Origin of the sequence: Rhizobacter sp. Root1238, assembly GCF_001425825.1 — a bacterium.
Taxonomy (GTDB): Bacteria; Pseudomonadota; Gammaproteobacteria; order Burkholderiales; family Burkholderiaceae_C; genus Rhizobacter.
Genome location: NZ_LMDM01000018.1, coordinates 36,861 through 62,675, shown reverse-complemented (window position 1 = coordinate 62,675; position 25,815 = coordinate 36,861). Strand labels below are relative to the sequence as shown.

The following is a 25,815-nucleotide window of genomic DNA, read 5'->3' as shown; positions in this document are numbered from 1 at the left end:
AGGCCCGCAGTGTGCCCCGACCGGGCGCGGCGTGTGTCAGCGTGTGCGTCGGCTCATGGCGGCCAGTGTCAGCGCGCCGGCCGCTTGACCACCGCGCCCGCCTTGCAGGCCGCAGCATCGAACTGCGTCGTGCCCGGCGCGCCCGGCCCGCCACCGAAGCCGGCGGCCGGCGTCCATTCGTTGACCAGCGGGTAGCCGCCGGTGCCGAGGTCGGCCACGCGGATCGCGGTCAGCTTCGCCTGCCACTTCGAGCCGAACGGCGTGTTGAACAGCTGCAGCTTCGCGAGCCCGCCGTGGCCGGTCGGCAGGTTCACCGCATAGCTCGCGAAGTTGTCGCCGCTCAGCACGTCTTTCGCGCTCGGCCGCACGTCGCCGTCCATCACGTGGTAGCCCATCGACAGCAGGTTGCGCAGCACGGTGCCGTCGGCATAGGTCGCCACCAGCGTGTAGTCGCAGCCGTTGTAGACGCAGTAGTAGCCGCCCCAGGCGCCGGGCGCGCTGCCGAGCGTCAGGTCCAGGTCGGCCTGCACCGTCGGGTCGAGCTGCTTCGGCAGGTTGCCGGTCCACGCGGGCGTCACCACCATGCCGCTGGCGGTCGGCGACAGGTTGAAGTGCGACACCGTGCCGATCACCGTCTGCACCGATTGGCCGGTCTTCACGACGTCGGTGCCGATGCGGGCGCGGTCGCTGGCGGAGAGCTTCTCGAACGCACCGGTGCCGCGGTTCCAGCGCTTGTAGCCGCCGTCGTAGCTGTCGTCGGGGAACACCTTGTCGAGGAAGCCTTCCTGCATCTGCGCCGCCTGGTAGTCGGAGAACGCGTTCCAGCGGTAGGTCTTGCCGTCGCGGTCGTCGTCGCCGCCGGACATCGGCGTGCGCTGGAAGCAGGTGCCGTCGACGGTGCGGCCGTCGCACGACTGGCCGCTGTACTCCAGCGTCGTCAGCAGCTGGTTCTTCAGCGCGTCGTAGCCCCAGGTCGAGCCGCTCTTCGTGCCCATCGGGTACGGGTAGTCGCCGGCATCGGCCGCGGCGTCGGCATGCGGCAGGCCGTAGGCATGGCCCATCTCGTGGTTGAAGATGGCCGAGTAGACCGGGTCGGGCCGGTAGTCGCCGCCCGAGGTGCCGACGCCACCGCCGCCCAGCCCGCCGCCGGTCGACGCGGCGACCTGCCGGCCGCCGTCGACCGTCTGCACGAAGCCGTAGAAGCCGTCGGCGAACGAGCCGTTGCGGTTCGCGCTGTTGCCGCGCATGTCGGACAGCAGCCGGTAGATGCGGGCGTTGGTGTCGCCGCCGGCGGCCTTGAAGTCGGCCCATGAGCCGAAGGTCATCGCCGGGTAGCAGAACTGGTCGTCGTTGCGCGGGCCGACGGCGAGCTGGTCGATCGTGACGGCGCCGGTCGTCACCTGCGCGAGCTTCGCGATCGGCAGCTTCTGCTGGTACTCCTGGTCGAGCGTGTAGCCGTTGGTCGAGGCCGACGACAGGGCCCAGTCGGGCACCACCGACTGCGCGGCGCGCGCGCCGAACAGGTAGACCGGGATCGTGTGGTGCGTCAGCGTGGTGGCGGGCGTGACGCTGAGCGCGACGCTGCGCGGCGACGAGAAATCGCCCTGGCCGACCTCGAGCGACGCGCCGATCTGGATCCATTCGCGCGGCAGCAGCACGCTGTACTTGACGCTGGAATAGGCCGGGCGGCCGCCGTCGGTGGCGGGCAGCTTCGCCGGCGGGTTCATCGCCAGCGGGCCGAGCGTGCGGCCGTCGGCGAGCTTCGCGCGCACCAGCAGCGAGCTGACGCTGGCGGCCGGCTGCACCATCAGCAGCGCGGCCCGGTCGGCCACCAGCAGCAGGCGCTTCGTGACCTTGTTCTTCACGTCGTTCGGCGACTGCATGCTGCGGCCGGTGGCCGGGAGCGCATGGGTCTGCGCGAGCTCGACGCTGGTGAGCGCGGGGGTCGGGGCCGGGGCGGGGGCGGGTGCCGGAGCAGGCGAGGGTGCGGGCGCGGGCGAAGGCGCCGGGGAAGGTGCCGGAGAAGGTGCGGGCGCTGGTGCGGGCGTTGGTGCTGGTGCTGGTGCGGGAGACGGTGCCGGCGATGGAGCCGGCGCAGGCGCGGGGGCCGGAGCCGGCGCAGGGGCCGGCGAGGGCGTCGACACCGGCGGCGGCGCGGAGGTGTCGCCATCGTCCTTGCCGCCGCACGCGGCGAGCGCGACGGCAGTGAACAGCAGGGCGATGCGGGTCGTCGTGGGCAGGGGCAGGCGCTTCATGCTTCGGGGTCCGGGTTGGCAGCGCCGCGATGATCCGCGAAGAATCGTGAAAGCGCATTCACGACGCCTTCCCCTTTTCTGCTTTTACACCCGCTTGCAACTGAAGGCGCGTGTCATCAAGCCGTGTTCTCATCGCGGGCTGCCGCGCATGCATCACAGGAGGAGCCCCCATGCCCATCACCTACGGAGCCCAGCAGAACGGCCTGCTGTGCGGCTACCGCTTTTCGCCCAGCGCCTGCGGCGAGCCGATCGACCTGGCCCAGGCCGTCGAATGGCTGAAGACGCCGCCGGCCGTCCGGCCGGGTGACGGTGCCTTCATCTGGCTGCATTTCGACCTGACCTCGGCGACGTCGCAGGCCTGGATGCAGGCCAACCTGCCGCTCGCGCCGGAGTTCTTCGAGGCGTTGCAGCAGGGCTCGCGCTCGACGCGCATCGAGGACGCGCAGGACAACCTGGTCGCCGTCGTCAACGACGTGGCCTATGAATTCGCGTTCGACCCGTCGGAGATCGCGACGCTGTGGATGAGCGTCGATGCGCGGCTGGCCGTCAGCGCGCGGGCGCATCCGCTGCGCTCGATCGACCGGCTGCGCGAGGCGGTGAAGCAGGGCGTGCGCTTCGGCTCGTCGGTCGACCTGCTGAACCACCTGCTGAAGGACCAGGGCGACGTGCTGGTGCGCATCGTGCGCGAGGCCACGCTGAAGGTCGACGGCATCGAGGACAGCCTGCTGCGCGGCCGCCTCGACCGCCGCCGCGCCGAGCTCGGCCAGCTGCGCCGCGTGCTGGTGCGGCTGCAGCGCCTGCTGGCGCCGGAGCCGGGCGCGCTGTTCCGGCTGCTGCGCCAGCCGCCGCCGTGGGTGGCGGCCGACGACCTCGACGAGCTGCGCCAGGCCACCGAGGAGTTCTCGCTGGTGATCCGCGACCTGGCGGCGCTGCAGGAGCGCATCAAGCTGCTGCAGGAAGAGATCGCCGCCGAGGTCGGCGAGCAGACCAACCGCAGCCTGTTCACGTTGACGATGGTCACGGTGCTCGCGTTGCCGATCAACATCACGACCGGCTTCTTCGGCATGAACGTCGGCGGCATCCCGTTCGGCGAGCACAAGCACGGCTTCCTGGTGGTGGTGCTGCTGGTCGTGGTGTTCACCGCGCTGGCGGGCTGGCTGGCCTTTCGCAAGAAGGACTGAACTCAGCGCCAGAGGCGCACCGCCAGCGCCAGGGCTGCCGCGCCCGCCGACAGCGCCGTGACTGCCATCCACCCCCAGTGCGCGAGCGCCACGCTGCCCAGCGCCGAGCCGGTCGCCATGCCGATGAAGACGGTGGTGAACAGCACCGCGTTCAGGCGGCTGCGGGCGCCGGGGTCGATGCCGTAGACGATGGTCTGGTGCGCGATCAGCGCGACCTGGAGGCCGAGGTCGAAGCCGACCGCGCTCGCGACCAGCAGGCCGAGCTGCGCCTGCGGCGCAACGAACGGCATCAGCCCCATCACCGCGAACGACACCAGCACCAGGGCCGCGCCGACGCGCGTCACCAGCTCCGGCCCGCGGCGGTCGGCCATGCGGCCGGCGATCGGTGCCGCGAGTGCGCCCGCCGCGCCGGCCAGCCCGAATGCACCGGCCGCCGAGCTGCCGAGGTGGAAGGGCTCGCCGTGCAGCATCACCGCCAGCGTCGACCAGAACGCGCTGAAGCCGACCGACAGCAGCCCTTGCGCCAGCGCCGCGCGGCGCAGCGCACCGTGCTTCAGCCACAGCTTGCCGAGCGAGCCGAGCAGCGCGCGGTAGGCCAGGTGCGTGGTCGGCTTCAGCCGCGGCAGGCCGCGCCACAGCGCGACGCCGAGCAGCGCGATGGCGGCCGCGGCGGCGATGAACATCGTGCGCCAGCCGAAATGCTCGGCGACGAAGCCGCTGACCACCCGCGACAGCAGGATGCCGAGCAACAGCCCGGTCATCACGCTGCCGACCACCTTGCCGCGGTGCGCGTCGGGTGCGAGCGTCGCGGCGGCCGGCACGATGTCCTGCGCCATCGTCGCGGCCAGCCCGATCGCGAGGCTGGCGACCAGCAGCACGCCGACCGACGGCGACGCGCCGGCCAGCAGCAGCGCTGCGCACAGCACGGCTGCCTTCGCGAGGATGATGCGGCGCCGGTCGTAGCGGTCGCCGAGCGGCGCGAGGAACAGGATGCCGAGCGCATAGCCGAGCTGCGTCATCGTCGGCACGAAGCCGATGGCCTGGCCGCCGCTCGCGCTACCGCCGATCTCGGCGCCGAGCACGCCGAGCATCGGCTGGCTGTAGTAGAGCGACGCCACGCCGAGCCCGGTGCCGGTGGCCAGCAGCAGCACCATCGGCAGCGGCACATTGCCGGACGGCGTCAAGGCGATCGGTGCGGCATGCGTTGAAGGAATGGTGGACATCTCGCGTAAACCCTGAGTGCTTGAACGAAGGGCTGCAGTGTCTCCAGGACGACCGCGTCTGGGTAGCCCGGTGGTCCGCAGAATTGCTATACGCTCAGCGCATGAGCAAGCACAGCACCGCGAGCCCCCCGGCCGACCGCATCGAGCTGATGGAAACCTTCGTTCGCATCGTCGAGGCCGGCAGCCTGTCGGCCGCGGCGGCGCAGATGGGCACCACCCAGCCGACGGTGAGCCGGCGCCTGCAGGCGCTGGAGCGATCGCTCGGGCTGCGGCTGCTGCAGCGCTCGACCCACGCCATGACGCTGACCGCCGACGGCGAGCGCTGCTACGAAGGCGCGAAGGAGCTGATCGCGAGCTGGCGGGTCTTCGCGTCCGAACTGCGCGGCGCGGAGGACGAGCCCGAGGGCCTGCTGCGCGTGGTGGCGCCGCATGCGTTCGGCCAGCAGCTGCTGGTCGGCCCGCTGTCCGACTACATGCGCGACCACCCGCGCGTCACGGTCGAGTGGCTGCTGTACGACAGCACCCCGGACCGCACGCCGGACTTCGTCGGCGACGGCATCGACTGCGCGATCCAGGTCGGCGAGGTGACCGATCCGTCGGTGGTCGCGATCAAGCTGTCGGAGGTGCCGCGCATCGTGGTCGCCGCACCGTCGCAGATGGCCGGGCGCCCGATGCCGGTGCATGCACGCGAACTCGCCGCGCTGCCCTGGTTGAGTGCGCGCAACTTCTACCGCACCGAGGTGCTGCTGAGCCACGTCGACACCGGCGAGGCGCATCGCGTGACCTTCCGCCCGCGCTTCACCACCGACAGCTTCTACGCGCTGCGCAGTGCCGCGGTGCGCGGCATCGGCATCGGGCTGATGTCGACCTGGATGCTCGCCGACGAGATCGCGGCCGGGCGGCTGCTGCACCTCGCACCGCAATGGCGCGCCGCAGCGCTGCCGGTGCACCTGATCTATCCGCCGTCGCGCTTCCATCCGGCGCGCCTGCGCCGCTTCATCGAAGCGATGCGGGCGAAGTTGCCCGCTGCGCTGGCCGAGGTGACGCGGCCGGTCTGATTCCCCTGACGCAAAAAGGGGATGGACAGCGGTCGGCCGGAGCCGCGAAAGTCGGTCCCGCGGCACCGCGTGGATGCCGTCTCAAGGAGGATCATGAAAAACATCAAGCGACTCAAGCTGTCCGACCGGTTCCGACGAACCACGCGGCGCGCTGCGACAGCGGCCACGGTGCTGGCCCTGGTGGGCGCGTTCGGCGCGGCCCACGGCACCACCGTGCAACCCGGCCTCGGGCAGTGGGTGGCCTTCGACGTCGACGAGCAGACGGCCGCATCGTCCGGCCTCGAATGGATGGACATCAGTGACGGCTCCCTGCTGTCGTTCAGCTTCTCGATCACGACACCGACCTGGCTGCGCGTGGTCGATGCGGGCTATGCCGGCGACAGCTTCAACGTGCAGGTGAACGGCCGGAACTGGTCGACCAGCGACGTGCCGGCCGGCAGCGTCGGCAGTTCGCCGAACGTCGGCCTGAACTTCGATGCGGCCTGGGCCAACCCGGCCTACAGCCATGGCGCGTGGCTGCTGAGCGCGCCCGGCGACTACACCGTCACCGGTTCGCTGCTGCACAGCGTCGGGCTCGACGGCACGCCGCTGAACGCGACCGTCGGCGCGGTGATGCTGACGCCGGTGCCCGAGCCGGCCGCGTGGGCGCTGATGCTCGCGGGGCTGGCCGCGGTCGGCCTCTTCGCGCGCCGTCGCACCTGAAAAACGCACCTGAAAAACGCGCGTCCCGGATGGGCATCCGGGCTGCGAGCCGTGCGTCCCCGGACGCCCATCCGGGATCGCATCATCCAACAAGGACCTTCATGCATTTCCTTCGCAACCTGATGGCGGCCGCCGCCGTCGCGCTGTGCGCCTGCGCGCCGGTCACCGCGACGCAGAGCAGCGCGCCCGTCCACGTCAAGATCATCGGCTTCAACGATTTCCACGGCAACCTGCAATCGCCCGGCAACTTCAGCCCGGCCACGCAGAGCTCGACCAGCGGCGCCGGCCTGGTGCCCGCCGGCGGCGCCGACATGCTGGCCGGCTTCGTCGCGCGGCTGAAGGCGCAGAACCCGCTGAACGCGGTCGTCGGCGCCGGCGACATCGTCGGCGCATCGCCGCTGGTGTCGGCGCTGTTCCACGACGAGCCGACCGTCGAGGCGATGAACCGCATCGGCCTCGAATTCAACGCGGTCGGCAACCACGAGTTCGACCACGGCTCGCCCGACCTGCTGCGCCTGCAGCGCGGCGGCTGCGCGACGCTGCCCGGCGGTGCGGCCGACCCCAACAGCTGCCGCGGCGCGCAGGTCGGCACGCCGGTGCCGTTCGAAGGCGCGACGTTCAAGTGGCTGTCGGCCAACGTCTACGTCAGCGCGACCGGCAAGACGCTGTTGCCGGCCTACGGCATCAAGAGCTTCGACGGCGTGCGTGTCGCCTTCATCGGCATGACGCTGCGCGACACGCCGACCATCGTGACGCCCAGCGGCGTCGCAGGGCTCGAATTCCGCAACGAAGCCGACACCGTCAACGCGCTGGTGCCGCGGCTGCGCGCGCTCGGCGTCGAGGCGATCGTCGTGCTGGCGCACCAGGGCGGCTCGCAGGTCGGCAGCAACGACATCAACGGCTGTGCCGGCGGCCTGGCCGGCTCGGCCATCGCCGACGTGGTGCGCCACCTCGACAACGCGGTCGACCTGGTGGTCAGCGGCCACACCCACACCGCCTACAACTGCCAGCTGCCGAACGCGACCGGGCGGATGATTCCGGTGACGCAGGCGGGTGCGTTCGGCCGCGTCGTCAGCGACATCGACCTGACGATCAACCCGGGCAACGGCGACGTGACGGCGGTCAGCGCGACCAACCGCGTCGTCGACCGCAGCGATGCGGCGACCACGCCGAATGCGGCGGTGGCGGCGCTGGTGTCGGCCTACGGCACGCTGGTCGCGCCGATCGCCAACCAGGTGATCGGCAGCATCACGCAGGCGCTGCCGGTGACGGCCGATGCGGCCTGCAACACGCCGGCCGGCGAGCTGGTGGCCGATGCGCAGCTCGCGGCGACCGCGGCACCGCAGTTCGGTGGCGCGCAGTTCGCGTTGATGAACCGCGGCGGCGTGCGCAGCCCGGGCTTCAACTTCGCGTCGAGCGCGGTCGGCGAGGGCGACGGCAACATCACCTACGGCGAGGCCTTCACGGTGCAGCCGTTCGGCAACAGCCTGGTGACGCTGACGCTGACGACGCAGAACGTCAAGGACGTGCTCGAACAGCAGTTCGCCGGCTGCCGCGGCCAGCTCGCGACGGCGACGCGGCTGATGGTGCCGAGCGCCGGGCTGCGCTACAGCTGGGACGGCAGCGCGGCCTGCGATGCGCGCGTGCGCGGCGTGACACTGACGACGGCGGCCGGCACCGAGACGCTGGTCGATGCGGCCGGCACGGTGCTGAACCCGCAGAAGACCTGGCGCGTGACGATCAACAACTTCATGGCGACCGGCGGCGACGGCTTCTCGACCTTCCTGCAAGGCAGCTCGCTGCTCGGCGGCGCGCAGGACATCGATGCGCTGACGGCCTACCTGGCGGCGTACAAGGCCCCGAACGCGGCCTACGATCCCGGTGCGCCGGCGCTGGGCAAGCCGCGCGTGCTGCGCGTCAATGCGCCGGCCGGGGGCGGCACCTGTCCGCTGGGGGCCGATGTGAATCCATGAGCCGATCCTTGATGCAGCGCAAGCCAATCCCGACCCGCGAGGGTGGAATGGCCGGTGTACGAAGCCGGCGGGTTTTTATAATTTTTGCTGCTGCATCGCAGCAACCCACCCCGCACCACCTGCACAAGGAGCCGAGATGGAAGTCGACAAGCTGGTCACCGTCTATGGGTATTCGCTGTTCGACGTCGAGTCGGGCCAGCAGCTGCCGTCCACGTTCAAGGCGCCGCGGTCGGTGATCGAACACGACTTCCTTGGTGTCGTGATGGAAGGCACCGCCGAACTCGTCAATGCGGAGGCGCTCGACGAACAGGGCCGCTTCCGCCGGGTCGCGACGGCGTGGGGCGAACTGAGCTGACCTGAGCCCGGTTCGGGCTCAGGTCCGGTTCACGTCAGGCCTTCGAGGCGCTGCCGTCTGCCTTCGGGCGGCCGGTCTTCAGGCTGGGCACCTTGGTCAGCGCCTCGAGCAGGGGCTTGTCGGCCATCGCGTTCAGGGCCGCGATGCCGGCACGCAGCAGCTCGCTCTTCTTGGTCGGGCGCTTCAGCGCGGCGGCGCGCAGCTTCAGCGCGTCGAGCAGCTGGTATTCGGACTTCGGGATCGTGAAGCTGTCGCGCACCAGCTTGTGCTTGGGCTTCTCGGCCACCGGCGCCGGTGCTGCGGGCTTCGTCGGCTTGCGGGCGACAGCTTTCCCGGCGGTGGCTTTCTCCGGGGCGGCCTTCTTGGCTGCCGGCTTCCTGGCCGGCACCTTCTTCGCTGCCACGGCAGCCTTCTTCGCCGGTGCGGTGGCGGTCTTGGCAGCGGCCTTCGTGGCGGTCTTGCGTGCGGTCGGTGTCGTGGTCATCGGCTTGACTTCAATGGTTTATACGATATATACCGTTTATATCAGATCTCGGCGTCGCGCCAGGTCGGGGTGCCCCGAGATCCGGTGGACGGGAGCAGACCATGGAGACAAGACGGCTTCGCGCGCGGCTCGGCCTGATGTCGATCGGCGCGTTGATGATGGACCCGCAGTTCGTCCGGCGAGCGGCGCAAGACCGCGGCGACGAGCTCGCCTCGTCTGACAGCGAGGCCGGCAGTGCAACGCCGGGCGATGATCCGCCGACGCTTCGCGCGCGCTGGCACACCGGTTGGGACCGCTGGCGCACGCGCCTGACACGAGAGAAACCTTGATTCCCCATGCATGAGATCGAACTGAAGTTCCAGATTCCCGAGACCCGATTTGCGCCGTTGCGCCGGCAGTTCCTGCAAGGACCCACCGAGGCCGTGCGGATGCAGGCGCACTATTTCGACACGGCCGACGGGCTTCTGGCCCGCCACGAGATCGCGTTGCGCCTGCGGCTCGAAGGCACGCAATGGGTGCAGACGCTGAAGGCCAGCGGCGCGCATGGCGTGTCGCGGCTCGAACACAACGCACCGCTGCCGGCCGACGCGGCCACCACCGGCGCGCCGGCCCTCGACATCGACCGCCACCGCGGCTCGCCGGCCCACCAGCGGCTGGTCGACGTGCTCGGCGATGCTGCGCTGCACGAGGTGTTCCGCACCGAGGTCGACCGCCTCGTGCACGTCTTCACGCTGCCCGGTGGCGTCGAGATCGAAGCGGCGCTCGACACCGGGCGGGTCGTCGCCGGCAGTGCAACCCATCTGCTGCGCGAGATCGAATTCGAATGGAAGGCCGGCCCGCTGCACGGCCTGTTTGCGCTGGCCTCGGAATGGATCGACGCACACGGCCTGTGGCTGGACATCGTCTCGAAGGCCGAACGCGGCACCTTGCTGTCGCGCGGCCAGGCGCATCCGGCGGCGGCGCGCGCGAAGCCGTTGCAGCTGTCCGTCGATGCCGACGGCCCGGCCCTGGCGCGCGCCGCCATGGGATCGTGCCTGGCCCAGGTGCTGCGCAATGCGAGCGCCATGGCTGCCGGCAGCCGCCAGCCGGAGCATGTGCACCAGCTGCGCATCGGCCTGCGGCGCCTGCGCGTCGTGCTGCGCGAGATGGCGCCGCTCGACTGCGGGCTCGACCCCGGTTGGGAGGCGCCGATCGCGGACCTTTTCCGCGCGCTCGGCGTCGACCGCGACCAGCAGATCCTCGAAGACGAGACCGCCGATGCGCTGGTCGCCGCCGGCTCGCCGCCGTTGACGCGCCCACGGCCGTCTTCCGATGTCGAAGCGTTGGCCGCGAGGGTGCAGCATGCCGACGTGCAACAGGTGCTGCTGGCCGTGCAGGCCTACGCGATGCAAGCCTCCGACGTCGGCGGCGGCGCGCACGACGGGCCCGCGGTGGACGCGATGGCCGAACGTCTCGATGCGCTGTTGCACCGCCTGGTCGCCCATTCGCGCGGGTTCGTCGAGGCGTCGGTCGACGACCAGCATGCGGTGCGCAAGGAACTGAAGCGCCTGCGCTACCTTGCGGAATTCATTGCGCCGCTGTACCGCGACAAGCCGGTTGCGCGCTTCTTCGACGCGCTGGCGCCGGCGCAGGATGCGCTCGGCCGCCACAACGACCTGGCGGTGGCACGGGCGGCCTACCGCGAGCGGGCCGAGTCCGAACCCGAAGCCTGGTTCGCGGTGGGCTGGCTGGCCGCGCAGCAGGCGCGTTCGGCCCGCGCGGCGCGCAAGGCGTTGAAGCAGGCCGGCGCGGCGAGGCCGTTCTGGCACGGCACGCCGCGGCGCTGAACTTCAGCCGGCGAGCGCGCCGTCGACCACCCGCTGCGCCTCGTCGAGCAGCCGCTGCAGATGCGCCGCATCGCGGAAGCTCTCGGCGTAGATCTTGTAGATCTCTTCGGTGCCCGACGGCCGCGCCGCGAACCAGCCGTTTGCGGTGACCACCTTGATGCCGCCGATTGCCGCGTCGTTGCCCGGCGCGTGGCTCAGCACCTGCACGACCGGATCGCCGGCCAGTTCGGTCGAGCGGATCTGCTGCGGCGACAAGGCCGCGAGCTGCCGCTTCTGCGCCGCGGTGGCGGCGGCCGACACCCGGCCGGCGACCGGCCGGCCGAGCGCGCCGGCCAGCTCGTCGTAGACGGCGCCCAGGTCCCGGTGCTGCGTCGCGGTGATCTCGGCCGACAGCAGCGCGGCGGCGATGCCGTCCTTGTCGGTGCTCCACGCCGCGCCGTCGCGGCGCAGGAAGCTCGCGCCGGCGCTTTCTTCGCCGGCGAAGCCGAGGCTGCCCTTCAGCAGGCCGTCGGCGAACCACTTGAAGCCGACCGGCGCATCGAACAGCGGGCGGCCGAGGCGCGCGGCGATGCGCTCGATCAGTTGGGTCGTCACGACGGTCTTCGCGATGCCGACCTCGCGGCCCCACGCCGGGCGCTGCCGGAACAGGTGCTCGATCATCAGCGACAGGTAGTCGTTCGGCGGCAGCAGCCCGGCGCCGGGCGTCACGATGCCGTGGCGGTCGTGGTCGGTGTCGCAGGAGAACGCGATGTCGAAGCGATTCTTCAGCGCGACCAGCCGGTGCATCGCATGCGGTGACGACGGGTCCATGCGGATCTGGCCGTCCCAGTCGAGCGACATGAAGCGGAAGGTCGGGTCGACCTCTTCGCTGACGACGGTGAGGTCGAGGCGGTAGTGCTCGGCGATCGCGCGCCAGTAGTGCACGCCGGCACCGCCCAGCGGGTCGACGCCCATGCGCACGCCGGCGGCGCGCACCGCGTCGAGGTCGACCACCTGGCCCAGTTCGCCGACGTAGTGGTGCAGGTAGTCGTGGCGGCGCGTGGTGTCGGCGCGCAGCGCGCGCGCGGCCGGCATGCGCTTCACCTCCTTCAGTGCGGTCTCGAGGTGGCGGTTCGCCGCGGCCTGGATCCAGCCGGTGACTTTTTCGTCGGCCGGGCCACCGTGCGATGGGTTGTACTTGAAGCCGCCATCGCGCGGCGGGTTGTGCGACGGCGTCATCACGATGCCGTCGGCCAGGCCCGAGGTGGTCTCCGAGCCCCGATGCCGACGGTTGTGTACCAGGATCGCATGCGACACCGCCGGCGTCGGCGTGAATTCGTCGCCTTCGGCCAGCATCACGGTGACGCCGTTGGCCGCCAGCACCTCGAGCGCGGTGAGCGCGGCGGGTGCCGACAGCGCGTGGGTGTCGACGCCGAGGAACAGCGGCCCGTCGATGCCGGCCTGCCGCCGGTGGTCGCAGATGCCTTGCGCGATCGCGAGCACATGCCATTCGTTGAACGAGCGGTCGAGCGACGAGCCGCGGTGGCCGGAGGTGCCGAACGCGACGCGCTGTGCCGGCACCGAGGGATCGGGCCGGTCGTCGGCGTACGCGGCGAGCAGCCGGCCGACGTCGACCAGCACCGAGGCGGGTGCCGGCTGCCCGGCGAGTTCGTGCGTTGTGCTCATCGGTCGATGATAGGGAGCGAGCTTGCGGCGCGGGTGTCGCCGTGTGGCGGGCAGGGGCTTTTCGGATTCCAGGCGGCAGCTTCGGATCGCGCGCGGGGGTGGCCGCAGGCCCGCTCCTAAGGTACCGAACCGTTCGCCGGGTTTCCATCGCTGCGCCGCAGCGTGCCTGGGCGATGCGTCGAAAGCGTCTCGATCATGAAGATTCCGTTCACCCAACTGCTTCAGGCCGGCGCCCATTTCGCACCGGCCCACGGTGTCGCCGGGTTGCCGGCCGAAGGCATGCCGGGCATGCCCGGACAGCAGGGCCTGGCCCTGCACGGCGGCCAGTCGCACGGCGCCTTCATCGACCAGGTGATGGGCGGCCTGCAGCTTCCCGGGCTGTCCGAGGGGCTGGGCGCGGAGCCGCAACAGGCCTTGGCCTTGCACGGTGGCGGTCGACCGCCGTGCGGCGCGCAGATGCAGGGCGGTGCCCAAGGCGCCGCGATGGGCGGCCTGCAGATGCCGAGCTTCGCGGTCAGCAACGACGACGAGGGCGGCGACCCCGGCATGAGCTCCGCGTCGCTGTCGGCGATCACGAAGCTGCCGTTGATGCCGCAGTCGCAGCAGGCGCTGGCCGTGCCGCAGGGCGGCCAGGGCGCTGCCGCGCAGGGTGCGCAGGGCGGTCAGGCGTCAGGCGGGCCGGCGATGCCGTCAGCCAACGACAAGGCGGCGCCGGGCGCCTCGGCGCAAAGCATCGTCGATGGCAACCCGACGCTGAAGAACCTGGGCAACCAGAGCGGCGTGAAGGACAACCTGAAGAAGCAGTGCGGCGACTGGGACGATCCGTCGAAGAGCCCGCAGGAGCGCGCCGACGCGGCGCAGCGCGCGTCCAACGTCGTCGACTGGGTCAAGAACGCGAAGGACCGCGACGGCGACGTGCGCGACCCGGGGCTGGTCAAGAACGGCAAGATCGAAGGCTTCACGAAGGACGGCGATGCCCGCCACGGCACCGAGGCCGGCCTGCTGCAGGACTTCGGCAAGTACGGCTACGGCCACCTGAAGGCGGACCAGCGGCTCGACCAGACCAACGACGGCCATGTGAAGAAGAACGGCACGAACATGGACAACGCCGAGTACATCGGCCACAAGATCCTCGACGGGCTGTCGAAGGCCTTCAACTTCATCGGCGACCTGATCAAGAACACGATCGGCAAGATCCCGGGCCTCGGCAAGGTGTTCTCGGCGCTGGCCGAACTCGGCACGAAAGCGATCGGCGGCGCGCTGCACGTGGCCGACACCGCGGTGATCGGCGGCGACGTGAAGAAGGCCGGCGTCGAGATGGGCGCGAGCCTGACCGAAACCGCAGTCGGCTTCGTGGACCCGACCGGGCTCGGCGCGAACGCGGCGGGCGACGCGGTGCGCGGCAGCTACAAAGGCTGACGCTGCAGATACTGTGCTTGCACACAGCACTGTATGAAGATACAGTTTGCGCCTCGGAGGTCACTCATGTACGCACAACTTCGCCAGAACTATCGTCCCCGAGGCCAGCGCGTGCCGGCCTGGCTGGTCCGCGTGTGGCGCTGGCTGTGATCAGCGGTTCAAGGCGTCGACCTGCCGTTTCGCTTCATCCACATCCTTGCTGAGCTCGGCGAGGTAGCGGCTTCGCTCCTCGCTGCTCCATTCGGCATCTGAAAAACTGTCGAGCGCATAGGCCTGGCTGGTGTGCACGGCGCCGGCCTGCCGCGGCAGCATCGCGCGGTCCGGAAAGCGGTCGGGCAGCAACAGGAATCCCTGCACGTCACGCAGCGTCAGCGGAAATGCCGGCCGGCCGTCGCGCACCAGCTTGCCGAACAGCCGCAGCCTGAATTCCTGCTCGCCGACCGCCACCTCGTCGTTGAAGCTCAGCAGCGCGAACGGCTTGCCGGTCGCATCGTCGACGCGCGCGCTGACGACATAGCGGCCGGGCTGCGCGACCCTCGCCTTCAGGAAGAAGTCGAGCGAGCCGGCCTGCAGCGCCTCGCGCACGCCGGCCCATTCGGCGGGCACCAGCGGGTTGTAGACCACATCAAAGTTGACGTTGCCCAGCTGGCCCGCCTGGTTCAGGTAGGCCTGGATGCGGATCGTGCCGGCGAAATCCGAGAAGCCCTGGGTCGACGGCTGCAGCACCGCGGCGAGGCTGCCGTCCGCTGCCTCGGTGAAATTCACCGGCACCTGCGGCCGACCGGCCGGCCGGCGTGCGTCGGGCAGGTCGAATGCGACCGCGCGCGTCACCAGCAGCGGCAGTGGGCGATCGTCGTCATCGACGGCGCGCACCGTGACCCGCACCGATTCGGCACCGCTCGCGAACACGCGGTCCTGCGTGCTGCGCACATGCACGCCCTTGGCCGGCTGGCCGCCCGGCGTGCGCAGCGGCATTTCCTCGGCCACCGGGTCGAACGGGCGCAGCTGGTCGGGATGCTCGGCCAGCGGCCGCGCCTCGTGCGGGTAACGTGTCGACGTCTTGTATTTGGTGAGCGTGTCTTCGGAGCGCGCGAGCCGCTGTTGCCACAGTTCAAGTTGAGCGCGTCGCGCCTGCACCGCGCTCGCACTGAACGACACCGCGGGCGGTGCGATCGGTGCTTCGACCGCGGCCGTGACCACCGGAGCAGGCAAGGGCGCCGGCACCCCCGCCGGCGCATCGCGGCCGAAGCTCAACGCCACCATCAGCGCGACCCCGATCGCGCACGCGGCAGCGACCAGCGCCGGCTTGCCCATTCGTCGTTGCCTCTTGAAGCCGTCAGCGGGCGTTCGTCATCATGTCGGCGCGCACCTTCGACACCACGCCTTCCCAGTTCTTGTTCGTGTAGTGGTTGAAGGCCTCGGCGTCGTCGCGGAACACCACCGAATGGTTGCTCCACTTCGCGCGGCCGCCTTCGTTGTTCGCGGTGCCCAGCGTCAGGTCGTTGCAGAACCAGTCGCCCGGGTTGCAGTAGCTGCCGCCCGAGCTGCCCGACACGCCGCCGCTGGAGTGGTAGGCCACGACCTCGTCGTCCTGCCCCGGCAGCACGAAGGAATACAGCGTGCCCTTCGAGCCGGCGTGCATGTAGAACCAGGTCGAGCGGGTGTTGTTGTGGTCATACAGCGCGCGGGCGGTGCTGGTCTTCAGGTCGGACACCAGCGGCTCCGAGACCGCCCAGTCGCCCGCATCGGCAAGCTCGCTGCCGCCGCCGGCACCGGCCGCGATGTCGACCCACTTGATGTTCCAGCCGACCTGGGGCGTGCCGTCGCTGTTGCCGCATTCGCCGGTCGAACCCGGGATCGCGTTCTTCTTCGAGCGCGCGGTGCCGCCGTACAGCGACAGCGCGTAGCCGATCATCAGGTCGCCGGCGCTGTGGGCGGCGACATAGCACCAGTTCGGGCCGGTGCAGTAGCAGTCGAGCGCATTGCGAACGAGGTAGTTCTGGTCCGAGACGTGGTTGAAGCCGTCCCAGTTGACCGACTTCTTGTTCACGCCGGCCTCGACGGTCGACGGTCCCCAGTAGGTGAAGTCGGCGTAGTTGCCGAGGATGCCGCCGCCGGTGCGGCCATTGATCCACAGCGAGTAGTTGGTGGCGAACGCTGCCGTCGCCAGGCCGACGAGTCCAGCAACGATCCCGGCCAGGCGCAGCCGCGTGAGGTGTCGCATCGGGTTGTCTCCCTGTGTGTTGTGGAAACCGGTTGATGTGAAACCGATCTCGCGAGGCCCGAAAAGTACGCTCGTGCGGAAAAGACCAGAAGCCCGAAGTTCCCCTCTTGACGCGGCGAGGGCGCGGCGCGATACGCGCGCCGGTCAGCCCGGCGGCGGCGTCGTTGCTGCTTCCGGGTAAAGATTCGGAAAGAGGATGCTCAGCGAGTCCAGAGGGAATCCGATTCCGACCTCCCCCTTCGGGTTGTCGGCGACCAGCAATCCATCCGCGAGCAGCCGGCTCATCAGCTTGCGTGCCGTGCGCTCTGCCAGTCCCGACATCTGCGTGAAGTCGGCGCGCGAGACGGGCCCCGCCGCGAGCACATGGTGCAGTGGCAGGATCGCCTCGCGCCGGTAGTCCGAATGGGCCGTGCTCTGGCTGCGGATCAACACCAGCGCGGCGATGCGCTCACGCAGCAGGCGCAGGTCGAGCATGTCTCCCATGAACCGCGCCTGATCGCCGCAGAGCTCGATGAAGAAGCGGCACCATGCGCGCAGCATTCGTTCGCTGAGATCGCCGCGACCGTCAAGATCGCCTTGGCGTGGCATGTCGGCGTTCGACAACAACTCGTAGTACCGCGCCCGTTGGCGCGCAAGGCCTCGGCTGACGGACCACAGTCCCCCGCTCAACGGCAGCAGCGCGCAGTGCGTCTGCAATCGGCATGCGCGGCCGTTGCCATCGCCAAACGGATGTACCCACGTCATGCGGTGATGCACGGCGGCAACGGTGTAGATGCGTGCGTCGAGTGCGACACGGCGCGCGTAGATCGTGTCGGCGCGCTCCAGGAACTTCGGAAGCGAGCACCAGGTGGGTGGTTGGTGCCTGCCGACCGCAACGTCTTGTTGGCGAAGCAGGCCGGGTTCGACGACGTTCCCGTCGGTCGTCCGGCGGTCGTCGGCCGACAGGCGGCCATAGAGGCTGGCATGCGCGCGCAGCAGGAACGACGCACTCAGCGTCATCGTTTCATCGGTCGCCTGCGCTTCGAGTTCTTTCTCCGCGTCGATGTGGGCCAGTGCGATGCGCTGCCGCTGCGCAATGTCGGGGGTTGCCGAGAAGTCGTGGCGGAGTGCGCGATCGATGTAGGCCGGGTGAGTGCCTTGGCCCTCGATCAGGTTCGAGTAGTACGAATTCATTGCCCTGAGCAATTCATGCAGGCGAGCGCGGCTGGCCGGATGAATGGCTGCCTGCAGCGCCAGGGCTCGCTCGGTGACGGCGCGGGTCTCGAGCGCAAGTTCACCGAGATCGTGGGCGGCATGGATTGCCGATTTTGAGACCGGACGCCATTTATCTGAAATCCTTTCTAAAACATGGAGTTGCCATGCTTTTTCTGCGCGACGCATCCTCAATGTTGCCGATCATTCTTCCGGTGTTTCTGCCCACCATGTCCACGTCGACCGGCAGGTGCGTCGGATAATCGCGCCGCGCTCTTTCCTCTCTCTTCCACCCAAGGATTCCCATGTTCCAACGTCCGACAGCCCTTCTCGCGGCTGCATGCGCCTTGCTGATCGCCGGTTGCGCCACCGAAAGCTCCCGCACGCTGGAGGTCGCGAAGACGCAGGCGGCCGCGGCGCCGTTCAACGGTACGCGCCTGCCGGTCTCGGTCGGCAAGTTCGACAACCGCTCCAGCTTCATGCGCGGCGTGTTCTCCGATGGCGTCGACCGCCTCGGCAGCCAGGCCAAGACGACGCTGGTCGCGCACCTGCAGCAGTCGCAGCGCTTCTCGGTGCTCGACCGCGACAACCTGTCCGAGACCGGCCAGGAAGCCAAGCTGCAGGGCGCGGCGCAACAGCTGCGCGGCGCGTCGTACGTGGTGACCGGCGACATCTCCGAGTTCGGCCGCAAGGAGGTCGGCGACCACCAGCTGTTCGGCCTGTTCGGCCGCGGCAAGACGCAGATCGCCTACGCGAAGATCACGCTCAACATCGTCAACAGCCTGACCGCCGAGGTCGTCTACTCGGCCCGCGGCGCCGGCGAGTACGAGTTGTCGAACCGCGAGGTGCTCGGCTTCGGCGGTACCGCCAGCTACGACGCGACGCTGAACGGCAAGGTGCTCGACCTCGCGATGCGCCAGGCTGTCGACGACCTCGTCGCCGCGAAGGACGCCGGCCAGTGGGGCAAGGAGGGCGCCAAGTGAGGCTGGGCCTGTGGGTCGCCGCCTGCGCGGTGGCGATGCTCGCCGGTTGTGCCAAGCCGCGCCCGCCGCTGTACCTGTGGGAGTCCTTCCCGCGCCAGCAGTACGACGCGCTGCAGCGCGGTGGTGCCGGCGCGCAGGAGCAGATCGCCGCGCTGGAAGAGCATGTCGTGAAGGCGCGGGCGCAGAACGCCGCGCTGCCGCCCGGCCTGCGCGCGCACCTCGGCATGCTGAAGCTGTCGATCGGCGACCCCGGCGAGGCGCGCCAGCTGTGGCAGGCCGAGAAGCTGGCGTTTCCGGAATCGGCGCCCTACATGGACCAGTTGCTGAAGCGCCTGGACGGCCCGGTGACCAAGGCGGAGAAGCCGGCATGACGACCCTTCGATCGATCTGTCTGTGGGCATGCGTGGCCGCCGCGGCGCTGCTCGGTGGCTGCGCCACCTCGCCGGGCTACGACTACACCGCGTTCAACCGCGCCAGGCCGGCCTCGCTGCTGGTGCTGCCGCCGCTGAACGAATCGCCCGAGATCAGCGCGACCGCGTCCGTCTGGAGCCACGCGACCCGGCCGCTGGCCGAAGCCGGCTACTACGTGCTGCCGGTCACGCTGATCGACGAGACCTTGCGCCAGAACGGTGTCGACACCGCGCACGACGCCCAGGAGATCTCCGCCCGCAAGCTGCGCGAGTTCTTCGGTGCCGACGCGGCGGTCTACATCAAGGTGCGCAAGTACGGCGCCAGCTATGCGGTGCTGTCCAGCGAGACGCGCGTCGAGGTCGAGGCGCGCATCGTCGACCTGCGCAGCGGCGAGCTGCTGTGGAACGGATCGGCCGTGGCCAGCTCGTCCGAGGAGCAGCAGCAGTCGCAGGGCGGCCTGATCGGCGCCCTGGTGGGGGCGCTGGTGCGGCACGTCATGAGCAACGCGACCGACGAGTCGTACCGCTGGGCGGGCGTGGCCGACGACCGCATGCTGGGCGGGCCTCGCCGCAACGGCGTGCCGCCGGGGCCGCGTTCTCCGCTGCACGGGCAGCCGATGCCGGTGCAGTAGCCGCACCCGTCGACCCGCTCGGCTGCGCCCGCAGGCCCCAGGCCTGCGTGGCCAGCCGGAACGCCAGCAGCGCCACCGTCGTGCCGGCGAAGACCCAGGCCGACACGTGGCCCAGCTTCGCCTGCAGCACGCCGTGCAGCGCCGCGAGCACGGCGGCGGCATACACCAGCCGGTGCAGCCGCAGCCAGTGCCGCTTCAGCCGGCGGATCGCCGCGCGGGTCGACGTCAACGCCAGCGGCAGCAGCAACAGCAGCGCCGCCGAGCCGAGCGCGATGAACGGCCGCTCGGCCAGGTCCTGCGCATACGCGTGCAGCGTGCGGGCATCGACGCCGATGTCGAAGCCGATATACAGCGCGAGGTGCAGCACGGCATAAGCGAAGCTCCACAGCCCGAGCTGCCGGCGCTGGCGGATCAGTGCGTTCCAGTCGCCGATGCGCCGGCCGAAGCGCAGCGCCACCGCCCGCGACAGCCACACCGACATGCGGCGCAGCGGCGTGACCGCGAGCGTGGCCAGCAGCAGGCTCATCGCCCACCAGCCGCTCGCATGCGTCAGCGCGGCGATCGGGTCGGGGCCGAGCGCGCCCGCCGCGAACCCGATCGACCCGCGCAGCGCCGGCACTGCGCACAGCACGAAGGTCAGTGGCGTCAGCACGCCGGCCTGCAGCAGTCGGCGCAGCAACGCTGCCCTAGAACTGCCGCGCGAGGTCCATGCCGGCATACAGCGACGCGACCTCGGCCGCGTACCCGTTGAAGGGCAGGGTGGGGCGCTTGGCGAGTTCGCCCAGCCGCAGCTCGCGGCGTTGCGACCAGCGCGGGTGCGGCACCTCGGGGTTCACGTTGCCGAAGAAGCCGTACTCCGATGGCGCGGCCTGCATCCAGGTGGTGACCGGCGGCTGCTCGACCAGCCGGATGTGCGTGATGGTCTTCGGGCTCTTGAAGCCGTACTTCCATGGCACTGCCAGCCGCAGCGGTGCGCCGTTCTGCGGCGGCAGCGCGCTGCCGTACAGGCCGGTGGCCACCAGCGCCAGCGGGTGCAGGGCCTCGTCGATGCGCAGCGCCTCGGTGTAGGGCCAGTCGAGCGTCGACCGGCGCTGCCCGACCATCTCCGACGGCCGCAGCGCCGAGGTGAACTGCACATGGCGTGCGCGCGAGGTCGGGGCGACGAGCTTCAGCAGCGCGGCGAGCGGGAAGCCGCGCCACGGCACCACCATCGACCAGCCCTCGACGCAGCGCAGCCGGTAGATGCGGTCTTCCTGCGGGAAGCGGCGCAGCAGGTCGTCGAGGTCGAAACGGCGTGGGCGCTCGACCTCGCCGTCGACGGTGACGGTCCACGGCGTCGTGCTGAACTCTTCCGCGAGCTTCCAGACGGCGGCCTTGTCGGGCGAGAACTCGTAGTAGTTGTTGTGCCGGGTCGCGGCTTCGCGCGGGGTGATGTCGTCGGCGGTGAGGTCCGGGGCCGGAGCCGCGGCGACCGGGTCGGCCAGCGCCGCGCCGCTCAGCGCGAGCATCTGGCGGCGGTCGAGCCACAGGCGCTGCGGCGTGATCTCACTCGGGGACGGGTTCATGCGGGGCGCTCGTCGAAGGTGGCGGACCTCCGGGTCTTCGACCGGCGGCTGGCATCGGTGCAGGGGACATTTGTCCCGAATCGCGTGGCCGATCGCCCCTTCCCGGGGAAAGGTGGCTACAGTGCGGGAAGCTTCTCGTTGTTCTCCTCCATAAGCCATTTAAAAAGCTTTTAAACGCTGAGAAACTTGATAATGGACATTTCACTGTCCATTGTTGAGCTCTCATGATCGACATGAAATTCGCCACCCCCGACGAGCTGGTCCGCGAGCTCGGCAGCCGCCTTCGCACCCAGCGCCTCGCATCGCGCGTCACCCAGCAGGAGCTGTCGCTGCGAGCCGGCGTCGCGTTGGGTGCCGTCAAGAAGCTGGAGTCCGACGGCAACACCACGCTGCAGACCTTCGTGCGCGTGGTGCAGGCGCTGTCGCTGAGCGGTGACCTCGAGCACATCCTCGAGCTCAAGCCGCACACCAGCATCGCCGAGATGGAACGCGCCGCCGCGGCACCTCGCCAGCGCGCCCGCCGGCCCGCGCTGCCGCGATGAAGGCACTCGACGTCCTGTTCCGCGGCTGGGGCCACGACTGGCTGCTCGGCCGGCTGGCCGACAACAGCGCGCAGCTGCTGTTCGAGTACTCGCCCGAAGCGCTGCGGCGCGGCGTCGAGTTCTCGGCGATGCAGCTGCCGCTGCGCGCCGAGGCCTACGGCGGTTTCCCCGGCTTCCAGTCGCAGCTGCCGGGGCTGCTGGCCGATGCGCTGCCCGACGGCTGGGGCCTGTTGCTGATGGACAAGCTGTTCCTGAAGAGCGGCCGCGATCCGGCGCGGCTGTCGCCGCTCGACCGGCTGGCGTTCATCGGCGAGCGTGCGATGGGGGCGCTGGCGTTCCGTCCGGCCGACGCCTTGGAGCCGGCTGAACTCGACCTCTCGCTGCTGCAACTGGCCACGGCGGCGCAGACGGTGGTCGAAGGCGACGACGTGGCGGCCTTGAATGCGCTGGTGATGATGGGCGGCTCGCCGCAGGGCGCGCGACCGAAGGTGCTGCTGCGCTTCGACCCCGACACCCGCCGGGTCAGCACCGACGAGCGCGCCGGCGCGGGCACGCCGTGGCTCGTCAAGTTCCCGGCGCGCGGCGAGCACCCGGAGGTGTGCGCCGTCGAATACGCCTACTCGCTCGCGGCGCGCGCCTGCGGCATCGCGATGCCGCGCACCGAGCACTTCCGTCTTGGCCGCGCGATGTCGGCATTCGGCGTCGAGCGATTCGACCGCGCCGGCCCGATGCGCGTGCCGGTGCATTCGTTCGCCGGCGCCTTGCAGGCCGATTTCCGGCTGCCGTCGCTCGACTACCAGACCGTGCTGCGCGCGACCCGCTTCTTCACCCGCGACGAGGTCGAGGTGAGCCGGGCCTTCCTGCGCTGCGTCTTCAACGTCGTGTTCCACAACCGCGACGATCACGCGAAGAACTTCGCGTTGCGCATGAACGAACGCCTGATGTGGCAGTTGTCGCCGGCCTACGACCTCGTTTTCAGCCACGGTCCGCGCGGCCATCACCAGACCTCGGTGATGGGCGAGGGCCTGGCGCCGGGGCGCTCGCAGTTGCTGGCGCTGGCGCGCGCGGCGCAGGTGCCGCAGCGCCTGGCGCTCGATGCGCTGGAGCGTGTCTGCACCGAGGCCGCGCTGCTGCCGCAGCGTCTCGACGAGGCCGGCGTGCGCCGCGCGACGCGCCAGGCCATCGCCGCCGCGGTGCGCGCGAACCTGCACCGCTGCGCCGCCTGAAGCGTGCTGAAAACTGCTGAACCGTGTCAGGGCATCTGCTGACACGGGCGATGTCGCGTGTCCATAATCGTCTCGTCGTCCGACAACAGGACGACCGCCTGCGGGCGCCAACAAATCGCCAGGGAGCGAAAAATGAGAGCACGAGTCGAGCCGACGGTCCGGTTGCTGCCGGGGACCGGGTGTCGAGGCCGCCTGCCGGCACGCGGCCACGTGTCGCCCCGGCTGCTGCCGCGGCAACTCGCCAGGCCTGCGCGGGGTCACCTGCGCACGCTGGCCTACGAGATCACCGTCGCCGAGGCGCGAGAGCGCGAGCGCATCGCGCTCGGCCTGCACGACGAGATCGGCCAGTTCCTGACGCTCGCGCGTCTCAAGCTCGGTGCGTTGCGGGACAGCCCGCCGGGTGCCGACGCGAGCGGACTGCTCGACGAGATCGCCTCGCTGCTGGCGCAGGCCTCGCGCGCCACCCGTTCGGCCACCTTCGACCTCAGCAGCCCGGTGCTGCGCCTCGGCCTGGAGCAGGCCTTGCGCAGCCTGGCCGACCGGCTCGCCGCCGACAGCCGCCTGCAGGTGACCTTCGATGGCGCGCTGCCGCCGCTCCGCTTGCCCGAGGCGGTGCTGGCGGTCGTGTTCCGCGGCGTGCGCGAGCTGTGCCTGAACGTGCAGAAGCATGCGCATGCGGCATGCGTCAGCATCAGCGCGTGGAGCGACGGCCGCAGCCTGAAGCTGTGCGTTGCCGATGACGGCGTCGGCTTTCGCACCGATGCGTCGCGCGACGTGTTCAGCCGCACCGGCGGCTTCGGGCTGGCCAGCACGCAGGCGCAGATCCAGGCGATCGGCGGGCGGCTCGAGATCTCGTCCAGCGCCAGCCTGGGCACGCGCATCACCATCCTGCTGCCGAATGCCGTCAACGCGGCAGTGAAAGCCGCTGGCTGAACGCATCTGGTCGCGCGCCGCGCGGCCTCAGACGACCCCGAGAGGACGGACCATGGGCATTCGCATCGTGCTGGCCGACGACCACCGCATCGTGCGCGACGGGCTGTGCGCCCTGCTGTCGCGCGAGAAAGACATCGAACTGATCGGCCAGGCCGACGACGGCCTCGGTGCCGTGCGGCTGGCGCGCGAGCTGCGGCCCGACATCGTCGTCACCGACGTGTCGATGCCGGGGCTGAACGGCGTCGAGGCGACGCGGCGCATCCGGGCCGACGAGCCGTCGGTGCGCGTGCTGTGCCTGTCGGTGCATGCCGAGAGCCGCATGGTGCTCGCGGTCCTCGAGGCGGGGGCGTCGGGCTATGTGCTGAAGGACTGTTCGTACGACGAGCTGGCGCTGGCGATCCGCAAGGCGATGTCCGACCAGATCCACCTGAGCGCCGAGCTGGTCGGCCTGGTCGTCAAGGAGGTGCGCAGCCGCGGCCAGCCGCCGTCGGCCGGCAGCACCGCGGCGTTGACGCCGCGCGAACGCGAGATGGTGCAGCTGTTGTCGGAGGGCTTGTCGACGCAGCAGATCGCCGACCGGTTGCACGTCAGCATCAAGACCGTCGCGACGCACCGCGAGCACGTGATGCAGAAGCTCGACATCTCCAGCCTGGCGGAGCTGACGCGCTACGCGCTGTGCGAAGGCCTGAGTTCGCTCGACCAGCCGTGGCGCAACGCCGCACGTGCGCCGGCCTGAGGGCGGCAGGCTTGCGGAACGGACCTTTCCCTGCGAGGCCCCGAACAGAGTGGGGCTTCTCAGATTCCGCGCACGCCCGTATCAGCCGTTTCCTGATGGCGCAGCGCCTCGCAGCGGTTCACGCTGCGCTCCACGATGGCCGTTGTTGCGCCCCCCCTGACCCTGTTGCTGGCCGACGACCACGCGGCCTACCGCGCCTGCGTGGCCGATCTGCTGCGCCCGCACGGCTTCGTGGTCGCCGGCGAAGCGCCTGACGTGCCCGCGCTGCAGGCGTGGCTCGCGCAGGCGCCCACGCTCCCCGACGTGCTGCTGATGGACGTGCAGATGCCCGGCGGCGGCCCGGCCGCGCTGGCCGCGCTGCTCGCGCAACACCCCCGGCTGCGCGTGCTGGTGCTGTCGATGCACGACGAGCCCGCGATCGTCGACGCGATGCGGGCCGCCGGCGCCTGCGGCTACGTGTTGAAGGACGACCCCATCGCCGAGTTGGCGCAGGCGATCCGCGCCGTCGCCGCCGGCGCGCGCGATGTCGGCCGCATCAGCCGGCCGCCACCGCCGTCTCAGCAATGAGGAGGCGCAAGTTCAGAGATTGACCGATGGGCGCGGGCGGCCCGCGTCCCTATCGTTGGCGCATTCCTTCACCGCCATCACCAAGGTCCCCATGATCGACGCGGCCATCGCGCACGTTGCCAACCAGCTGAACAACGCCTTGCGGCGTTCGTTCCAGCTGGGCGAAGAGCTGGTCGTGGTGTCGAGCCCATACGAGCCGGACGGCAGCGTCGCCGCCAACATCGGCAACAAGCTGGCGGTGTTCCTCGTCAACATCGAGCGCGACACGATGCCCGGCCACCGCGCGCGGTCCGAGGCCGGCGTGGGCCGCCTGGCGCGGCTGCCGGTGCCGGTGTCGCTGAACCTGATGGTGATGTTCGCCGCCAACTTCAGCGCGGCCAACTACCCCGAGGCGCTGAAGTTCATCTCCAGCACGATCGCGCATTTCCAGTCGTGGCCGGTGCTCGACCACCAGAACACGCCCGACCTCGACCCGCGCATCGAGAAGCTGACGCTCGACATCGAGAACCTCAGCGTCAGCGACCTGAGCAACCTGTGGGGCCTGTTCAGCGGCCGCTACCTGCCGTCGGTGCTGTACCGCCTGCGCATGGTCACCTTCGACGCCGGCCAGCTCGACGCGCAGCTGCCGGTGATCCGCCGCGCACAGGCCGGGGTGGGGGCCTGAG

General features: G+C 70.2%; 25 protein-coding genes and 1 pseudogene. 17 read left to right on the top strand and 9 right to left on the bottom strand.

All coding sequences use genetic code 11. The annotated features are described in order from the left end of the window. Positions 1-68: 68 nt before the first annotated feature. The gene (locus ASC98_RS15040; RefSeq protein ID WP_082541940.1) at positions 69-2,255 is read right to left on the bottom strand and encodes a M66 family metalloprotease; all 2,187 of its coding nucleotides are present in this window, start codon (positions 2,253-2,255) and stop codon (positions 69-71) included. Between the two features lie 170 nt (positions 2,256-2,425). Here ASC98_RS15040 and ASC98_RS15035 point away from each other — a divergent pair, with 170 nt between their 5' ends. Next, entirely contained in the window at positions 2,426-3,436 is a 1,011-nt protein-coding gene (locus tag ASC98_RS15035; RefSeq protein ID WP_056809881.1) for a transporter, read from the top strand. Positions 3,437-3,438: 2 nt separating this feature from the next. Here ASC98_RS15035 and ASC98_RS15030 read toward each other — a convergent pair whose 3' ends face one another. After that, complete coding sequence (locus ASC98_RS15030; protein WP_056820096.1) at positions 3,439-4,659, bottom strand: MFS transporter; 1,221 nt, start codon at positions 4,657-4,659, stop codon at positions 3,439-3,441. Positions 4,660-4,760: 101 nt separating this feature from the next. On the opposite strand from ASC98_RS15030, the gene ASC98_RS15025 reads away from it, so the two are divergent. The 4 genes from ASC98_RS15025 (at position 4,761) to ASC98_RS15010 (ending at position 8,747) form a co-directional block, all read left to right on the top strand. After that, positions 4,761-5,717, top strand: coding sequence for a LysR family transcriptional regulator (locus ASC98_RS15025; protein ID WP_200953024.1), 957 nt, complete (start codon positions 4,761-4,763; stop codon positions 5,715-5,717). A gap of 93 nt (positions 5,718-5,810) precedes the next feature. Continuing rightward, complete coding sequence (locus ASC98_RS30440) at positions 5,811-6,419, top strand: PEPxxWA-CTERM sorting domain-containing protein (protein WP_056809878.1); 609 nt, start codon at positions 5,811-5,813, stop codon at positions 6,417-6,419. A 101-nt stretch (positions 6,420-6,520) separates the two neighbouring features. After that, positions 6,521-8,392 carry a bifunctional UDP-sugar hydrolase/5'-nucleotidase gene (locus tag ASC98_RS15015; protein ID WP_056809877.1) on the top strand — a complete coding sequence of 624 codons (1,872 nt, stop codon included), beginning with the start codon at positions 6,521-6,523 and terminating at the stop codon, positions 8,390-8,392. 136 nt (positions 8,393-8,528) lie between these two features. Beyond that, positions 8,529-8,747 carry a hypothetical protein gene (locus ASC98_RS15010; protein WP_056809875.1) on the top strand — a complete coding sequence of 73 codons (219 nt, stop codon included), beginning with the start codon at positions 8,529-8,531 and terminating at the stop codon, positions 8,745-8,747. 34 nt (positions 8,748-8,781) lie between these two features. Here ASC98_RS15010 and ASC98_RS15005 read toward each other — a convergent pair whose 3' ends face one another. After that, the gene (locus ASC98_RS15005) at positions 8,782-9,231 is read right to left on the bottom strand and encodes a hypothetical protein (protein ID WP_056809873.1); all 450 of its coding nucleotides are present in this window, start codon (positions 9,229-9,231) and stop codon (positions 8,782-8,784) included. Positions 9,232-9,332: 101 nt separating this feature from the next. Between ASC98_RS15005 and ASC98_RS15000 the strand changes: the two genes are divergently transcribed. After that, positions 9,333-9,560 carry a hypothetical protein gene (locus ASC98_RS15000; RefSeq protein WP_157604814.1) on the top strand — a complete coding sequence of 76 codons (228 nt, stop codon included), beginning with the start codon at positions 9,333-9,335 and terminating at the stop codon, positions 9,558-9,560. A gap of 6 nt (positions 9,561-9,566) precedes the next feature. Beyond that, the gene (locus ASC98_RS14995; protein ID WP_056809870.1) at positions 9,567-11,057 is read left to right on the top strand and encodes a CYTH and CHAD domain-containing protein; all 1,491 of its coding nucleotides are present in this window, start codon (positions 9,567-9,569) and stop codon (positions 11,055-11,057) included. Positions 11,058-11,060: 3 nt separating this feature from the next. Here the strand turns inward: ASC98_RS14995 and pgm are convergent, their stop codons facing one another. Then, the gene (gene pgm, locus ASC98_RS14990) at positions 11,061-12,722 is read right to left on the bottom strand and encodes a phosphoglucomutase (alpha-D-glucose-1,6-bisphosphate-dependent) (RefSeq protein ID WP_056809868.1); all 1,662 of its coding nucleotides are present in this window, start codon (positions 12,720-12,722) and stop codon (positions 11,061-11,063) included. Positions 12,723-12,917: 195 nt separating this feature from the next. Between pgm and ASC98_RS14985 the strand changes: the two genes are divergently transcribed. After that, the gene (locus ASC98_RS14985; RefSeq protein WP_056809866.1) at positions 12,918-14,141 is read left to right on the top strand and encodes an HrpF/NolX family T3SS translocon protein; all 1,224 of its coding nucleotides are present in this window, start codon (positions 12,918-12,920) and stop codon (positions 14,139-14,141) included. Between the two features lie 150 nt (positions 14,142-14,291). Here ASC98_RS14985 and ASC98_RS14980 read toward each other — a convergent pair whose 3' ends face one another. From ASC98_RS14980 to ASC98_RS14970, 3 genes are all read right to left on the bottom strand, one after another. Continuing rightward, positions 14,292-15,455 carry a hypothetical protein gene (locus ASC98_RS14980; RefSeq protein ID WP_056809864.1) on the bottom strand — a complete coding sequence of 388 codons (1,164 nt, stop codon included), beginning with the start codon at positions 15,453-15,455 and terminating at the stop codon, positions 14,292-14,294. A 22-nt stretch (positions 15,456-15,477) separates the two neighbouring features. After that, positions 15,478-16,365 (bottom strand): hypothetical protein, encoded by an 888-nt coding sequence (locus tag ASC98_RS14975; protein ID WP_056809862.1) that lies wholly within the window; start codon positions 16,363-16,365, stop codon positions 15,478-15,480. A 144-nt stretch (positions 16,366-16,509) separates the two neighbouring features. Further along, a complete protein-coding gene (locus tag ASC98_RS14970; protein ID WP_082541941.1) occupies positions 16,510-17,745 on the bottom strand; it encodes a Fic family protein in 1,236 nt (411 codons plus the stop codon). Positions 17,746-17,861: 116 nt separating this feature from the next. Here ASC98_RS14970 and ASC98_RS14965 point away from each other — a divergent pair, with 116 nt between their 5' ends. From ASC98_RS14965 to ASC98_RS14955, 3 genes are read left to right on the top strand one after another with little or no spacing between them, the layout of a single operon-like run. Further along, positions 17,862-18,539 carry a CsgG/HfaB family protein gene (locus tag ASC98_RS14965; RefSeq protein ID WP_056809858.1) on the top strand — a complete coding sequence of 226 codons (678 nt, stop codon included), beginning with the start codon at positions 17,862-17,864 and terminating at the stop codon, positions 18,537-18,539. Beyond that, on the top strand, positions 18,536-18,910 hold the full coding sequence (locus ASC98_RS14960) for a DUF4810 domain-containing protein (protein WP_056809856.1): 375 nt from the start codon (positions 18,536-18,538) through the stop codon (positions 18,908-18,910). Before ASC98_RS14965 ends, ASC98_RS14960 begins: the two co-directional genes overlap by 4 nt. Then, complete coding sequence (locus ASC98_RS14955) at positions 18,907-19,581, top strand: GNA1162 family protein (RefSeq protein ID WP_056809854.1); 675 nt, start codon at positions 18,907-18,909, stop codon at positions 19,579-19,581. The genes ASC98_RS14960 and ASC98_RS14955 overlap by 4 nt, the downstream gene beginning before the upstream one ends. 154 nt (positions 19,582-19,735) lie before the next feature. Here the strand turns inward: ASC98_RS14955 and ASC98_RS32055 are convergent. Together ASC98_RS32055 and msrP are read right to left on the bottom strand one after the other, a co-directional pair. After that, positions 19,736-20,299: pseudogene (locus ASC98_RS32055) on the bottom strand (sulfite oxidase heme-binding subunit YedZ); the annotation flags it as partial. Further along, a complete protein-coding gene (gene msrP, locus ASC98_RS14950) occupies positions 20,268-21,146 on the bottom strand; it encodes a protein-methionine-sulfoxide reductase catalytic subunit MsrP (RefSeq protein ID WP_056809852.1) in 879 nt (292 codons plus the stop codon). The gene msrP and the pseudogene ASC98_RS32055, both read right to left, overlap by 32 nt. A 233-nt stretch (positions 21,147-21,379) precedes the next feature. Here msrP and ASC98_RS14945 point away from each other — a divergent pair, with 233 nt between their 5' ends. The 6 genes from ASC98_RS14945 (at position 21,380) to ASC98_RS14920 (ending at position 25,814) form a co-directional block, all read left to right on the top strand. After that, positions 21,380-21,688, top strand: a complete 309-nt coding sequence (locus ASC98_RS14945; RefSeq protein WP_056809951.1) for a helix-turn-helix domain-containing protein — start codon at positions 21,380-21,382, stop codon at positions 21,686-21,688. Continuing rightward, positions 21,685-22,914 carry a type II toxin-antitoxin system HipA family toxin gene (locus ASC98_RS14940; protein ID WP_056809851.1) on the top strand — a complete coding sequence of 410 codons (1,230 nt, stop codon included), beginning with the start codon at positions 21,685-21,687 and terminating at the stop codon, positions 22,912-22,914. Before ASC98_RS14945 ends, ASC98_RS14940 begins: the two co-directional genes overlap by 4 nt. A gap of 132 nt (positions 22,915-23,046) precedes the next feature. Beyond that, positions 23,047-23,847 carry a sensor histidine kinase gene (locus ASC98_RS14935; protein WP_082541942.1) on the top strand — a complete coding sequence of 267 codons (801 nt, stop codon included), beginning with the start codon at positions 23,047-23,049 and terminating at the stop codon, positions 23,845-23,847. 52 nt (positions 23,848-23,899) lie between these two features. Further along, the gene (locus ASC98_RS14930; protein ID WP_056809847.1) at positions 23,900-24,583 is read left to right on the top strand and encodes a response regulator transcription factor; all 684 of its coding nucleotides are present in this window, start codon (positions 23,900-23,902) and stop codon (positions 24,581-24,583) included. Positions 24,584-24,718: 135 nt separating this feature from the next. Then, entirely contained in the window at positions 24,719-25,150 is a 432-nt protein-coding gene (locus ASC98_RS14925) for a response regulator transcription factor (protein ID WP_082541943.1), read from the top strand. Positions 25,151-25,241: 91 nt separating this feature from the next. Further along, on the top strand, positions 25,242-25,814 hold the full coding sequence (locus ASC98_RS14920; RefSeq protein ID WP_056809948.1) for a DUF4255 domain-containing protein: 573 nt from the start codon (positions 25,242-25,244) through the stop codon (positions 25,812-25,814). Position 25,815 lies beyond the last annotated feature (1 nt).

What these genes read in the sequence shown, in the direction of transcription:
- ASC98_RS14980 (WP_056809864.1), bottom strand. Translation starts at nt 15,455, where the DNA reads ATGGGCAAGCCGGCGCTGGTCGCTGCCGCGTGCGCGATCGGGGTCGCG.
- ASC98_RS15000 (WP_157604814.1), top strand. Translation starts at nt 9,333, where the DNA reads ATGGAGACAAGACGGCTTCGCGCGCGGCTCGGCCTGATGTCGATCGGC.
- msrP (WP_056809852.1), bottom strand. Translation starts at nt 21,146, where the DNA reads ATGAACCCGTCCCCGAGTGAGATCACGCCGCAGCGCCTGTGGCTCGAC.
- ASC98_RS15025 (WP_200953024.1), top strand. Translation starts at nt 4,761, where the DNA reads ATGAGCAAGCACAGCACCGCGAGCCCCCCGGCCGACCGCATCGAGCTG.
- ASC98_RS15030 (WP_056820096.1), bottom strand. Translation starts at nt 4,659, where the DNA reads ATGTCCACCATTCCTTCAACGCATGCCGCACCGATCGCCTTGACGCCG.
- ASC98_RS14955 (WP_056809854.1), top strand. Translation starts at nt 18,907, where the DNA reads ATGACGACCCTTCGATCGATCTGTCTGTGGGCATGCGTGGCCGCCGCG.
- ASC98_RS14975 (WP_056809862.1), bottom strand. Translation starts at nt 16,365, where the DNA reads ATGCGACACCTCACGCGGCTGCGCCTGGCCGGGATCGTTGCTGGACTC.
- ASC98_RS15015 (WP_056809877.1), top strand. Translation starts at nt 6,521, where the DNA reads ATGCATTTCCTTCGCAACCTGATGGCGGCCGCCGCCGTCGCGCTGTGC.
- ASC98_RS14945 (WP_056809951.1), top strand. Translation starts at nt 21,380, where the DNA reads ATGAAATTCGCCACCCCCGACGAGCTGGTCCGCGAGCTCGGCAGCCGC.
- ASC98_RS14970 (WP_082541941.1), bottom strand. Translation starts at nt 17,745, where the DNA reads ATGCGTCGCGCAGAAAAAGCATGGCAACTCCATGTTTTAGAAAGGATT.
- ASC98_RS14935 (WP_082541942.1), top strand. Translation starts at nt 23,047, where the DNA reads ATGAGAGCACGAGTCGAGCCGACGGTCCGGTTGCTGCCGGGGACCGGG.
- ASC98_RS14965 (WP_056809858.1), top strand. Translation starts at nt 17,862, where the DNA reads ATGTTCCAACGTCCGACAGCCCTTCTCGCGGCTGCATGCGCCTTGCTG.
- ASC98_RS30440 (WP_056809878.1), top strand. Translation starts at nt 5,811, where the DNA reads ATGAAAAACATCAAGCGACTCAAGCTGTCCGACCGGTTCCGACGAACC.
- ASC98_RS14985 (WP_056809866.1), top strand. Translation starts at nt 12,918, where the DNA reads ATGAAGATTCCGTTCACCCAACTGCTTCAGGCCGGCGCCCATTTCGCA.
- ASC98_RS14930 (WP_056809847.1), top strand. Translation starts at nt 23,900, where the DNA reads ATGGGCATTCGCATCGTGCTGGCCGACGACCACCGCATCGTGCGCGAC.
- pgm (WP_056809868.1), bottom strand. Translation starts at nt 12,722, where the DNA reads ATGAGCACAACGCACGAACTCGCCGGGCAGCCGGCACCCGCCTCGGTG.
- ASC98_RS14920 (WP_056809948.1), top strand. Translation starts at nt 25,242, where the DNA reads ATGATCGACGCGGCCATCGCGCACGTTGCCAACCAGCTGAACAACGCC.
- ASC98_RS15010 (WP_056809875.1), top strand. Translation starts at nt 8,529, where the DNA reads ATGGAAGTCGACAAGCTGGTCACCGTCTATGGGTATTCGCTGTTCGAC.
- ASC98_RS14925 (WP_082541943.1), top strand. Translation starts at nt 24,719, where the DNA reads ATGGCCGTTGTTGCGCCCCCCCTGACCCTGTTGCTGGCCGACGACCAC.
- ASC98_RS14940 (WP_056809851.1), top strand. Translation starts at nt 21,685, where the DNA reads ATGAAGGCACTCGACGTCCTGTTCCGCGGCTGGGGCCACGACTGGCTG.
- ASC98_RS15035 (WP_056809881.1), top strand. Translation starts at nt 2,426, where the DNA reads ATGCCCATCACCTACGGAGCCCAGCAGAACGGCCTGCTGTGCGGCTAC.
- ASC98_RS15040 (WP_082541940.1), bottom strand. Translation starts at nt 2,255, where the DNA reads ATGAAGCGCCTGCCCCTGCCCACGACGACCCGCATCGCCCTGCTGTTC.
- ASC98_RS15005 (WP_056809873.1), bottom strand. Translation starts at nt 9,231, where the DNA reads ATGACCACGACACCGACCGCACGCAAGACCGCCACGAAGGCCGCTGCC.
- ASC98_RS14995 (WP_056809870.1), top strand. Translation starts at nt 9,567, where the DNA reads ATGCATGAGATCGAACTGAAGTTCCAGATTCCCGAGACCCGATTTGCG.